This is a genomic window from Dactylosporangium sp. NPDC006015 (assembly GCF_040614215.1).
GTDB lineage: Bacteria > Actinomycetota > Actinomycetes > Mycobacteriales > Micromonosporaceae > Dactylosporangium > Dactylosporangium maewongense.
Genome location: NZ_JBEXUD010000012.1, coordinates 40,923 through 53,733, shown reverse-complemented (window position 1 = coordinate 53,733; position 12,811 = coordinate 40,923). Strand labels below are relative to the sequence as shown.

The window sequence follows — 12,811 nt, the reverse complement described above, 5'->3', positions numbered from 1 at the left end:
ATCGACTGGGCCAGCATGGCGGCGGTCGTGGCCGGCGACGGGAGAGCTGCATGTGGGTCCTCCAGGGATGTCAGGCGAGCGTGCAGGCGGCGCCGTTGAGGGTGAACGCGGCCGGGCGGGCGGTGTTGCCGGTGTGGGTCGCCTGGAAGCCGATGGTCGTGGACGCGCCGGGGGCGAGCACGGCGTTGTAGCTGACGTTGCGGGCGGTCACCTGGCCGCTGCCGGGGCTGATCGTGGCGTTCCAGGCCGACGTGACGGTCTGCCCGGCGGGCAGCGTGAACGCCAGCGCCCAGCCGTTGACGGCGGTGGCGGCGGTGTTGGTGATCGTGATGCTCTCGGTCAGCCCGGTGTTCCACGGGTTGACCACGTCGGCGACCCGGCAGGCCGTGCCGCCGGGCGGCGGGCTGGACACCGGCGGCACCGACGGGCTCGCCGATCCCGGGGCGCTCGGCGAGCCGCTGGGGCCGCCGCCGGGCGTGGCGAGGCCGAAGAACGCGACGGCGTAGGCGGCCATGCCGGCGGAGGGCAGGCTGTGCCCGGCGCCCTGGATGCTGTACGCCTCGACCTGGACCGTGCCGGACGCGTCGGCGTAGCGGCGGCGGTTCCATCCGGACTGCGGCGTGTCCGTCGACGTGGGGGTCTGGCTCAGCCCGAACACGTCGGTCCACTGCTCGATCTCCTCCTGCAGCAGCCGGTACGGCACGAGGGTGTCGTTGGTGCCGTGCCACAGCTGCATGCGGGGGCGGGGTCCGGCGTACCCGGGGTACGCCTGGCGTACGGCGTCGCCCCACTGCTGCGGGGTACGGTCCAGCCCGCCGTTGCCGGTGCAGCGGCTGCTGCCGGGCGGGTAGTCCGCGGCGCCGGCGAAGCAGTTGAACGGCACGCCCATGAACGCCGCGCCGGCCTTGAACACGTCCGGGTAGAGGGCGAGCATGTGGTTGGTCATCATGCCGCCGGAGGAGCTGCCGGTGGCGTAGACCCGGTTCGGGTCGCCGCCGTACTGCCGCTGGACGTAGGTCACCATCGAGATGATCGAGACCGGGTCGCTGCCGGCGCCGCGCCGCTTGGCGGTGTCGGACCAGGTGTCGAAGCAGTTGCCGAAGCCGGCCTGCTGGGTGGCGGTCGGGTAGATCACGATGTAGCCGTGCCGGTCGGCGAGCGAGGCGAACTCGCTGCCTGCGTAGAAGCCGGGCCCGGATCCGCCGCAGCCGTGCATGGCCACGACGATCGCCGGGTTGGCGGGGCGGGTGTCGGGCACGTACACGTGCATCCGCATGCCGCCGGGGTTCGCGCCGAAGTTGGTGACCTCGGTGAGGGTCGCCGCGTAGGCGGGTCGCAGGGCGACCAGGCTCAGGCCGGCGGCGAGGACCGCCGCGGCGGGGGCGATCAGGAGCTTCCAGGTGATGTGCATGCGCCATCTCCTCCGATGCCGCGACCCGTGTCACGGCCCGTGGGTGAGATCGATCGATCGGATCGACGAGGACAGCGCGGCTCCCGAACCATGCGCGGCACTTAGTGTGCCTCCGGTCATCACAAGTGTCAATCGATGAGATTCGCTACAGTCGACCGGTCCCGCTCTACCGCCGGAGGTCGCGTGTCCAGCCCGTTCGACATCGAGGAGATCTTCCCGGACGAGGACGCCGCGGCGGTCCGGCTGCCCCGACGGCAGTCCGGCCCCGCACCGCAGGGCCTGGCGGTGACCCTGCTCGCGGACTACACCATGCGCACCGGCGCCTGGCTGCCGTCGGCGGCCATCGCGGCGCTGCTCGCCGAGACCGGGGTCAGCGAGGCCGGCGCCCGCACCGCGATCAGCCGGCTTGCCCGCCGCGGCGTGCTGCACGGCAGCCGGCAGGGGCGGCACAGCTCGTACCGACTCGCGCCGGCCGCCGTCGCCCACCTGTCCGAGGGCGGGCGCTGGATCGTGCGGTCCGCGGCGGCCGCCGAGCCCTGGGACGGGTGGTGGACGCTGATCGCGTTCTCCCTGCCGCAGCAGGAGCGCACGCGCCGGCGGGCGCTGCGAGGTCAGCTACGGTGGCTGGGGTACGCGCCGCTGTACGACGGGTTGTGGATCTCGCCGCACCCGCTGACGCCGGCCTCCACGGCGCAGGTCGCCGGGGTCGCGCCGGGCGCGGTCACCGTGTTCCGGGCCCGGCACGTCGAGCTCGGCGCCATGACCGGCCGTGAGCCGCTGCGGGCCTGGGACGTCGCGGCGATCGCGGCGCACTACGAGTCCTTCCTGCGGCGGTGGCGGCCGCTGCTGCCGGATGTCACCGCCCGGCGGGTCGGCGGCGCCGACGCGGTGCGCGCCCGGACCGAGGTCATGGACACCTACCGGCGCTTCGCCGTGCTGGACCCGCGGCTGCCAGTGGCCCTCCTGCCGGCCCGCTGGCCGCGCGCGGCGGCCCTCGAGGTGTTCACCGCCGTGTACGACGGGCTGGCCGGCACCGCCGAGGAGCACGTGCGGGTGGTCGCCGGGCGGTATGCCGACGGGCCGCCGCCGGCCGTGCGGTCGCACACCGTCGCGGACCTCCTCGCCGGCGTCGGCCGGATCGCTGAGGCCAGCGGCGCATGAAACTCACGGCGCCTCCGCGCGCAATCAGATCAGGAATCGAGAAGTCGGTCCGACGAGATCGGATTAGCGTGGACGGGAGCCGACGACAGAGGGAGATGTGATGGCCGACGAGCTGATCCGGGTGCGGGGCGCACGGGTGAACAACCTCAAGGACGTCAGCATCGAGATCCCGAAACGCCAGCTGACGGTCTTCACCGGCGTGTCCGGCTCGGGCAAGAGCTCGCTCGTCTTCGGCACGATCGCCGCGGAGTCGCAGCGGCTGATCAACGAGACCTACAGCACGTTCGTGCAGGGGTTCATGCCGACGCTCGCCCGGCCCGACGTCGACGTGCTCGAGGGGCTGACCACCGCGATCATCGTCGACCAGCAGCGGATGGGCGCGGACCCCCGCTCGACCGTCGGCACGGCCACCGACGCCAACGCGATGCTGCGCATCCTGTTCAGCCGGCTCGGGCAGCCGCACATCGGCTCGCCGCAGGCGTTCTCGTTCAACGTCGCCTCGATCAGCGGTGCCGGCGCCGTCACGGTCAAGAAGGGCGGCCAGACGATCAAGGAGCGCCGCGCGTTCAGCATCACGGGCGGCATGTGCAGCCGCTGCGAGGGCCGCGGCAAGGTCAACGACATCGATCTTTCGCAGTTGTACGACGACAGCAAGTCCCTCAGCGAGGGCGCGCTGACGATCCCCGGCTACAGCATGGACGGCTGGTTCGGCCGGATCTTCAGCGGCTGCGGCTACTTCGACATGGACAAGCCGATCCGCAAGTACACGAAGCGGGAGCTCAACGACCTGCTGCACAAGGAGCCGACGAAGATCAAGGTCGACGGGATCAACCTGACCTACGAGGGGCTGATCCCGAAGATCCAGAAGTCGATGCTGTCCAAGGACGTCGACGCGCTGCAGCCGCACGTGCGGGCGTTCGTGGAGCGGGCGGTCGTGTTCGGGGTCTGCCCCGAGTGCGGCGGCACCCGGCTCAGCGAGGAGGCCCGCTCGTCGAAGATCGACGGTAGGAACATCGCCGACGCGTGCTCGATGCAGATCAGCGACCTGGCGTCGTGGGTCAGCTCGTTGTCTTCATCCCAGCCGTCGGTCGCGCCGCTGCTCGCGGCTTTGCGGCACACCCTGGATTCCTTCGTCGAGATCGGGCTGGGGTACCTCTCCCTCGACCGCCCCTCCGGCACGCTGTCCGGGGGCGAGTCGCAGCGGGTCAAGATGATCCGGCACCTCGGCTCGCCGCTGACCGACGTCACGTACGTGTTCGACGAGCCCACGATCGGCCTGCACCCGCACGACATCCAGCGGATGAACGACCTGCTGCTGCGGCTGCGCGACAAGGGCAACACGGTGCTGGTCGTGGAGCACAAGCCGGAGGCGATCGCGATCGCGGACCACGTCGTCGACCTCGGTCCGGGCGCCGGCTCCGGGGGCGGCACGATCTGCTACGAGGGCACCCTGCCGGGCCTTCGCAACAGCGGTACGCTCACCGGCAAGCACCTCGACGACCGTGTCGCACTGAAGCCCGACGTGCGGTCGCCGTCCGGGTATCTCAAGGTCCGCGGCGCGAACGCGCACAACCTGCGCGACGTCGACGTCGACATCCCGCTCGGCGTGCTCTGTGTCGTCACCGGGGTGGCCGGCTCCGGCAAGAGCTCACTGGTGCACGGCTCCGTTCCCGCGTTCGGCGACGTCGTGTCCGTCGACCAGAGCCCGATCCGCGGCTCCCGGCGGAGCAATCCCGCGACGTACACCGGCCTCCTCGAACCCATCCGCAAGGCCTTCGCGAAGGCCAACGGCGTGAAGCCCGCGCTGTTCAGCGCCAACTCGGAGGGCGCCTGCCCCAACTGCAACGGCAACGGCGTCATCTACACCGACCTGGTGGTCATGGCCGGCGTCGCCACCGTCTGCGAGGTGTGCGAGGGCAAGCGTTTCGACGCGTCGGTCCTCGACTACCACCTGGGCGGCCGCGACATCAGCGAGGTCCTGACGATGTCGGTCGCCGACGCGTTCGAGTTCTTCGGCCCCGGGACCGACGCGCACACGCCGCCGGCGCACGTGATCCTCGGCCGGCTGGTCGACGTGGGGCTCGGGTACCTGACGATCGGGCAGCCGCTGACGACGCTGTCCGGCGGCGAGCGGCAGCGGCTGAAGCTGGCCACGCACATGGGCGACAAGGGCGGCGTGTACGTGCTGGACGAGCCGACCGCGGGCCTGCACCTCGCGGACGTGTCGCACCTGCTGGGGCTGCTCGACCGGCTCGTGGACGCGGGCAAGTCGGTGATCGTGGTCGAGCACCACCAGGCCGTGATGGCGCACGCCGACTGGATCATCGACCTCGGGCCGGGGGCGGGGCACGACGGCGGGCAGGTCGTGTTCACCGGGACGCCCGCCGCGCTCGTGGCGTCACGTGCGACGCTGACCGGGCAGCATCTGGCGGAGTACGTCGGCGCCTGAGTTTTTGTCGTACCTCGTCGTTAGTGTGTCGGCGTGGATCTCGAGTTTCCGGCCTCCTGGCGCAAAGTGTTCATCCCCCGCCGGGGCGGCACCCCTGGGCCCGCACTGAAGCACGACCGGGCCCGGGGGACGGAGCTCATCGCCGCTGCGCGGGGCATGATCGACGCCCGGCTCGACCATCCCGACAGCGACCCTTCGCTCGTGGCGCCCGCGCGGGCGTATCTCGCCGACCCCTCCAGCGGCCCTGCCGCCGGCGCGGGGGTGGTGGCGGCGCTCGTCGCCCCCTACGTGGCGTGGAAGGACACGGGCCGGCTGGCCCGGCTCGCCGACCTGTGGATCCCCTCAAGGGGGCTGCTGTTCGCCGCTGCCGCCACGATGGAGGCGGTCGACCTGGACACCGGCGGTTACATGCACAACAGCGTCCAGGTGCCGGCGCGGGTGACGTGGCGGACCCTGCCCGGCTGGGGCTATTTCCCGCACTGGGTGGCGCTCGCCGGGCGGGTCAGGGCGTCGCTGGCCGTCGCGTCCGACGACGACCACGCCGCGGTGGTCGCGATGCTCGCCGGCCACCGGGACCGATCGGCCTACCGGCGGGCCGCCGCCGCGTTCCTCGTCCCCACGCAGCGGGACTGGGTCGACGGCGTCGCCGCGGAGCTGGCCGGCACCACCGACAACTACCGGGCCAAGCTGCTGTGGTGCGCGGCGTCCGGCAGCGCGCACCTGGCCGCGGCGGCGCCCTCCGGCGGCTGGTGGCTCGCCCGCGACACTGAGGCCCTCGCGACCGCCGTGGACGGCACCGGACCCGCCGTCACGCCGCACCTGCTGGAGTGGCTGGATGCGGGCAACGTCGATGCCGCGATCCAGCAGCGGCTCGTGAGCACCCTGGCGCTGTTCCCGACCGACGAGGCGTTCGCGGGGCTGGTCGCCCGCCTCGACCGCAAGTACGTGCCGCTCGCCGCCCTCGACGCGGCCCGCCGTTTCCCGGAGCGGGCGCTGCGCATCCTCGCCGCCGACGCCGGCCGGGCCGCGCAGGACGTGCTGCGGGTGCACGTCCTCGCGCACCGCGACCTCACCGCCGGCGTCTCTCTGCCGCCCGCCGCGCAGGCGCGGGTCGAGGCCATCCTGGCCGACGACAGCGCCGTGCCCCTGGCGTCGCCGCCGGCGCTGCCGGAGCTGCTGGTCACCCCGCCGTGGACGGTGCGGCGCCCGCGTTCGCGGCCGCAGGTCGTCCCCGGCCTCGGCTTCACCGCCGAGCCCGGGCTCGACTGGGCGCCGGGCGAGCGGGACGCGTGGGCCGCGCGGCGCGTGCCGAATGCGACCTGGTGGGCCCTCGACACCTCCATCGAGACCGCGGTGCAGCACTACCGCGCCGGCGCCCTGCAGGGGCACCACGAGGTCACGCTCATGCTGACCGCCCCCGACGACGTGGTCGCCGAGCTGCTGCCCGACTGGCGCCCCCAGCGGATCTGGGACGCCCCGCAGTGGTTCCCGCCGATCGCCGCCCGCTTCGGGCTCGCCGCGCTGCCGGCCGCCCTGCATCTCGCGGACAAGCAGGCCGGGACGTGCACCGAGCTGCTGTTGCCGTTCGCCTCGCCCGAGGTCGCCACGCACATGGCCCGCTCGCTGCGGCGGCTCAAGTCGCTGCGGGCGCTCGTGCTCGCCTGGCTCGACCGGCACCCGGCGTATGCGGCCCGGGCGCTGACCCCGGCCGCGGTGGGCCCGACCGGCCCGGACCGGCAGGCGGCCGAGGAGGTGCTGCGGATGCTCGCGGTCCGGCACCGCGACGAGGTCCTCGCCGCCGGCACCTCGTTCGGCCCCGACGCCGGCGCGGCGCTCGACGCGCTGCTCGGCGGCAGCACCCTCGACGTCCTGCCGGCGAAGATCCCCGACCTGCCGGCCTGGGCCGACCCTTCGCTGATGCCCCGCATCCTGCTCAAGGACCGCTCAGCCGCCCTCGGCGACGAGCCGGCCCGCCACCTGTGCACGATGCTCGCCATCTCCCGGCCCGACGAGGTGTATGCGGGAGTGCCGCTCGTCGTCGAGCAGCTCGACCGCCGCTCCCTCGCCCAGTTCGCCTGGGCCGTGTTCACCCAGTGGCAGTCGGTCGGCGCCCCGCCGAAGGAGCCGTGGCCCCTGCTCGCCCTGCAGTGGCTCGGCGACGACGACACCGTCCGCCGCCTCTCCCCCGTGATCCGCGCCTGGCCCGGCGAAGGCGGCCACGCGAAGGCCGTCACCGGCCTGGACGTCCTCGCCGGCATCGGCTCCGACCTCGCGCTGGCGCACCTGAGCGGGATCGCGCAGAAGGCCAAGTTCAAGGGCCTCAAGGAGCGGGCGACGGAGAAGGTCGCCGAGGTCGCCGCCTCGCTCGGCCTCACCGAGGAGCAGCTCGCCGACCGCCTGGTCCCCGATCTCGGCCTCGACGCCTCCGGCTCCCTCCTGCTGAACTACGGGCCCCGCCAGTTCGTGGTCGGCTTCGACGAGCAGCTCAAGCCCTATGTCACCGTGGACGGCGGCGCGCCGCGCAAGGACCTGCCGAAGCCGGGGGCGCGCGACGACCAGGAGCTGGCGCCCGCCGCGTACCAGCGCTACACCGCCCTCAAGAAGGACGTCCGCACCATCGCCGCCGACCAGATCCGCCGCCTGGAGGCCGCGATGGTCAGCCGGCGCCACTGGACGGCAGCATCGTTCCAGGACCACGTCGTGGCGCACCCGCTACTGCGGCACATCGCCCGGCGCCTCGTGTGGACCGCCACCCTCCTTCCGACCGAACCCGGCGTCGACGCGACCACCGCCGCCGCGGACAACGGTGGCATGACCACGTTCGGCGTGACCGCGTTCCGTGTCGCGGAGGACGGCACCTTCGCCGACGCCGCCGACGACTCGTACACCCTCCCGCCCACCGCGGCCGTCGCCCTCGCCCACCCCGTCCTGCTCGGCGCGGACCTGCCCGCCTGGGTGTCGCTGTTCGCCGACTACGAGATCCTCCAGCCCTTCGCGCAGCTGGGCCGCGCGGTGCACACACTGACCGCGTCGGAGCGGGCGTCGACGAGCCTCGCCAGGTTCACCGACCTGAAGGTCCCCACGAAGACCCTCCTCGGCCTGGAACGCCGCGGCTGGCGACGCGGCGAGCCCCAGGACGCCGGCGTGCAGTGCTGGATCTGGCGCCCCGCCCCGGACAACCGCGCCATCGTCATCGACCTGGACCCCGGCATCCCGATCGGCGCCCACGACATCTTCACCGACCAGGAGCTCAGGACCGTCTGGCTCAACGACCACCCGCGGGGCACCTGGGCCCCACGCACCCTGACCCGCACGTTCGACGCCCTCGACCCCGTCACCGCCTCCGAGATGCTCCGCGACCTGACGGAGGTCCTCACGCCCCAGCAGCCATGACCTCAACCCCGCACACCGTCCGGCGACCGCCGCGGCCAGCGCCGTGTACCGCCTCGTCGTGAGCTACGCCCGCGGCTGGTTCCGCCTGCAGGTACGCCGGTCCTGGCCCCGGCAAGGGATGCGCATCACCGCGTACAACACCACCGGGGGAGCCTGCCTGGTCGCGGGTTCGCCAGCTGGTGCGATGGACCAGTTCGATCTTCAGGGTCGACCAGAAGTACTCCATCAGTGCGTTGTCGAACGAGTCGCCGACGGGCCCCATGGACGGCCGGATTCCGTTGTCGGTCAGACATTGCGAGAGCGGAAGCTCGTGTGGTTCCCGGCGTCGCTGTGTCTCCTCCGCCGCGGTCAGTGCTGCACCGGGGTCACACCATGATCCGTCAGTTCCGCGATGGTACGAGCGGCGGCCAGATCGGCCAGGCAGGTCTCGACGTCGCGACCCTGCGCGTCGAAGCCGACCCGTCGCTCGACGACCCGTCCGGCCGGTCAGGTAGCAGCCGTGCACCGCCAGGTAGTCCATGTTGATCTCGATCCCGGACCGCGCCGAGCTCAGGTGACAGCGCCACCCTGCGCGCCGGGCGACCGGCGACGCCGGACCGTTCGAGCCCGGTCTCACGGACGAGGCGGCGGCTCAGCAGCTCTTCGACGAGACTCGACACGGTCGTCTTGTGCAGGCCGGCGGCGATCGCGGCCCGGGACCGCGGCCCGCTGGCGCGGATGTGCCGCAGCGTGCGGCTCAGGTTGCCGCGGCGCACCGCCGGCTGGTCCGTCGTCTCACGGACCGGTCCCACCCCGCACGCTCCATGACCACCATCGTGCCTCCACCCGACGCACCCGGGTTCGGCGGGCGGTCCTACAACTGCATCGCACCGCATGCGGGTGTCGAAAGGCCAGCGATCCAACCGCGTTCGAAAGGCCGTTACCTCCGCTACCCGCGTGGCTGCCGGCGGATCAGGGCCGCGTCGATGACGGCGGACGGGCCGGCCGGGCTGGGGTTGCGCTGCGCGGACGTCAGGTGCTCGGTGACGAGCCGGTGCACCTCGTCGGCGGCGCCCTGCTCGATGAGCGCGAGGATCCGGCCGTGCACCTCGCCGGCCGCGCGGCGTTCGCGCAGTGGTACGCCAGTGGTCTCCCGGATGCGGGTGGCCCAGTCCTGCTCGTGACTGGACCACAGGGCTTCCAGCGCCCCGGCGAGCACGATCAGCGGCGGGTTGCCGCACAGGCCGACGAGGGCCTCGTGGAAGCGGCGGGACACGCCGACGACCTCGACCAGGTCGTCGATGCGGGCCAGATACTCCTCGTGCAGCGCCCGCAGCCGCGGGACCACGGTGTCGGCCCGGTCGGGCCGGCCTGCGCACAGGGCGGCGCAGGCCGGCTCGACGTGGCGGAGCGCGGTGGCGACGTCGTCGATGCCGACGCGTTGCGCGGCGAGGACGAGGCCGAGGTTGTAGCCGAGGTTCGCCGGGGAGGGCCGGTGCACGACCGCACCGCCGAGCCGTCCCCGGCGGACCGTGATCAGGCCTTCCGCCTCCAGGATGCGCATCGCCTCGCGGAACGTCGGCATGCTCACCGGGTAGCGCTGGATGAGTTCCTCCGACTTGGGCAGCGGGGCACCGTCTGCGAGCTCACCGCGCACGATCTGGCCGCGGATGTGATCGGCCACCTGCTCGGCGAGCCGGTCGGCTGAGACCATGGAGGCGGAGTCTAGTAGGCGTCCGGGTCGTCCTGGACCGCGGGTGGGACCGGGTGCCGGTATACCCTGGACGCGTTCTCCCAGGTCATCTTGCGCACGTCGGCGTCGGGCAGGCCACCGATCTCCTCCTCGATGGTGCGCTGGGTGTGCGGCCAGGTCGAGTCGCAGTGCGGGTAGTCCTGCTCGAGGAAGATGTGGTCGACGCCGATGACGTCGCGCAGCGCGAAGGACGACGGGTCCTCGACCGCGCAGAAGTAGAAGTTGCGCAGCAGCACCTCGGCTGGGGTCAGGTCGATGCCCTTCCAGGTGCCGTACATCTCGTGGTAGCTCAGCATGTGGTTGAGCCGGTCGACGAGGCCGGGCACCCAGCCGATGCCGCCCTCCGACAGCACGATCTTGATGCCGGGGAACCGCACCGGGATACGGGAGTACAACCAGTCCACGGCGGAGAACATCGAGTACCCGAAGAACAGCACGCCGACGACGTCCGGTGGGGCGTCCGGGGCGGTGGACGGCGAGGTTCCCGACGAGCCGATGTGCAGGTTGATGACGGTGCCGGTCTCCTCGCAGGCGCGCATGATCGGGTCCCAGTGCCCGGTGTGCAGCGACGGCATGCCGAGCAGGTGCGGTGCCTCGGTGAAGGTGACGGCCTTGAACCCGCGCTCGGCGTTACGGTAGATCTCCTGGGCGCCGACCTCGGGGTCCAGGAAGTACGGCAGCTGGCAGGGGATCATGCGGTCCGGGTAGGCGCCGGACCACGCCTCGATGTTCCAGTCGTTCCAGGCGCGGGTGGCGGCGAGGGCCAGCTCGGTGTCCTTCGTGGACAGTTGCAGGCGCTGGCCGGCGAAGCCGGGCAGGAACGACGGGAAGCACAGCGAGGCGTACACGCCGCTGAGGTCCATGTCCTTGATGCGTTCGTGGATGTCCCACGAGCCGCGGCGCATGTCGTCGAAGCGGCTCGGTTCCATGCTGTACTCGTCGACCGGCCGGCCGACGACAGCGTTGAAGCCGACGTTCGGGAACTCCTTGCCGTCGTAGATCCAGACGTGGCTGCCGTCCTGTTCGACGACCCGGGGCGTCTGCTCGGCGAACTTCGCCGGCATGCGGCCCTCGAACGCGTCGGGCGGCTCGACGATGTGGTCGTCGACGGAGATGAACGTGTACTTGCGGGGCTGGCGGGGCGGGTCGGGCAGGAAGGTCACCTTCGACCGGTCGGCGATGGTGAACGAACTGTTCTGCAGTAACTCGTCGATCGATGCCATGACGTTGCCTTTCAGTCCAGTACTTCGGGCTCGCGGCGCAGCAGTGAGCGCACGGCGCCGGCCCAGAACACGTCGGTGCCGCGCTCCAGCAGTGACTTCTTCATGCCGTGCCGCAGGCCGGGGGCGATCTCCAGGGGGTCGCGGCCGAGCAGCATGACGTCGTAGGCGAGGCGGCAGGCACGGTCGATGCTCGCCGAGCGGTATGTCGCCTCCTGGATCGTCGGGGCGGTGACGATGATGCCGTGGCTGGCGAGGATGACCACGGAGCTGTCCCCGATCCGGCGGGCCAGGTCGGCGCCGAGCGCGGCGTCGTCGACCTCGCCGGTGTATTCGTGCACGAACGCGAGGTCGCCGTCGTACATGCACCCGGTCTGGTGCACGATTTGCGGCAGCACCCCGATCGCGGCGAGCACGGTGACGTAGTACGGGTGGTTGTGCACGACGACCCTGGCGTCGGGCCGGACCCGGTGCAGTTCGGTGTGGATGTGGATGGCCGGGGTAACGTCCCACCGGCCATCCAGGACGGTGCCGTCCCGGTCGACCACGCACAGGTCGGACGCGGAGATCTCCTCCCACCACAGGCCCCACGGGTTGACCCACATGGCACCTTCGGTGCCGCCTTGGCCGTCTTTGACCATGGTGATGTGGCCGGCGATGTTCTCGCTGAAGCCGCTGTTCCCCAGGATGCGGAACGCGCAGGCCAGGGCCTGCCGGTCGGTGAGGTCGACGCCGATCGGCGGGGTGATGCGGGGCGACCAGGTGGCGGTCCCGCCGTCGCGCATGGGCGCGTCGGTCGAGCCGGGCGGTGCTGTCGTGAGTGTCACGGCTCACCTCCAAATCTTTTAGAAGATTAAGCCGCACCCCGCCAGCAAATCAAGCAATCGCTTGGTTGAATTCGCCTCGCCACTGACGTGGCGCCGCCCAAGGCGGCAGCATGACTACCCAGTGGATTGCCGGTCTGCTGGGACCACCGATCCACCGGGTAGACGACGTGTTCATCAAGCCCCGCGGGCTAGCGCTCCTTGGCGCAGATGACGACGCCCTTGCTGCCGGGCTGTTCGCGCCAGTAGTCGAAGGTGGCGTCCGGCCAGCGGGCGCAGATGATCGAGACGTCCCTGGCGTCCTCGTCGGTGCGGTTCTCGACCCGGCCGAGCACGACGTACCGCGCGCCGGTGGACCCGCAGTCGGCCGTCTCGAACGTCGACGGGGTGGGTTTCCTCAGGCAGTCACCGGCGTCGGGGGCGGCCGGCTCGTCGCGGACGAGGAACCACACGGCGGCGACGGCGACGGCGAGGACCGCCGGGTGCGGCGTCGCGAGATATCGAAGGACATGGCGAACGAACACCAGCGCCACGGACTGTCGGCAAACCGTCTCGGTGTGACTGTGCGCGCGACGTGGCCTGCTACGACAGCGGCGGCGCGCGGGTCAACGCCGGCTTCCT

At 71.8% G+C, this 12,811-nt stretch carries 8 protein-coding genes; 3 read left to right on the top strand and 5 right to left on the bottom strand.

The genetic code is table 11. From position 1 onward, the window contains the following. Window positions 1-70: 70 nt before the first annotated feature. Complete coding sequence (locus tag ABZ321_RS22680; protein ID WP_354894218.1) at window positions 71-1,411, bottom strand: PHB depolymerase family esterase; 1,341 nt, start codon at window positions 1,409-1,411, stop codon at window positions 71-73. Window positions 1,412-1,594: 183 nt separating this feature from the next. On the opposite strand from ABZ321_RS22680, the gene ABZ321_RS22675 reads away from it, so the two are divergent. From ABZ321_RS22675 to ABZ321_RS22665, 3 genes are all read left to right on the top strand, one after another. Beyond that, on the top strand, window positions 1,595-2,572 hold the full coding sequence (locus tag ABZ321_RS22675; RefSeq protein WP_354894215.1) for a PaaX family transcriptional regulator C-terminal domain-containing protein: 978 nt from the start codon (window positions 1,595-1,597) through the stop codon (window positions 2,570-2,572). A 100-nt stretch (window positions 2,573-2,672) separates the two neighbouring features. After that, entirely contained in the window at window positions 2,673-5,021 is a 2,349-nt protein-coding gene (locus ABZ321_RS22670) for an excinuclease ABC subunit UvrA (RefSeq protein WP_354894212.1), read from the top strand. Window positions 5,022-5,054: 33 nt separating this feature from the next. Further along, window positions 5,055-8,414, top strand: coding sequence for a DUF4132 domain-containing protein (locus ABZ321_RS22665; RefSeq protein WP_354894209.1), 3,360 nt, complete (start codon window positions 5,055-5,057; stop codon window positions 8,412-8,414). Window positions 8,415-9,342: 928 nt separating this feature from the next. On the opposite strand, the gene ABZ321_RS22660 is transcribed toward ABZ321_RS22665, so the two are convergent. From ABZ321_RS22660 to ABZ321_RS22645, 4 genes are all read right to left on the bottom strand, one after another. Next, window positions 9,343-10,107: a GntR family transcriptional regulator gene (locus tag ABZ321_RS22660; protein WP_344499749.1), complete on the bottom strand. Its 765-nt coding sequence runs from the start codon at window positions 10,105-10,107 to the stop codon at window positions 9,343-9,345. A gap of 11 nt (window positions 10,108-10,118) precedes the next feature. Beyond that, entirely contained in the window at window positions 10,119-11,369 is a 1,251-nt protein-coding gene (locus ABZ321_RS22655) for an amidohydrolase family protein (RefSeq protein ID WP_354894205.1), read from the bottom strand. An 11-nt stretch (window positions 11,370-11,380) separates the two neighbouring features. After that, complete coding sequence (locus ABZ321_RS22650; RefSeq protein WP_344499745.1) at window positions 11,381-12,193, bottom strand: class II aldolase/adducin family protein; 813 nt, start codon at window positions 12,191-12,193, stop codon at window positions 11,381-11,383. A gap of 188 nt (window positions 12,194-12,381) precedes the next feature. Then, window positions 12,382-12,714: a hypothetical protein gene (locus tag ABZ321_RS22645; protein WP_354894202.1), complete on the bottom strand. Its 333-nt coding sequence runs from the start codon at window positions 12,712-12,714 to the stop codon at window positions 12,382-12,384. Window positions 12,715-12,811: the final 97 nt, after the last annotated feature.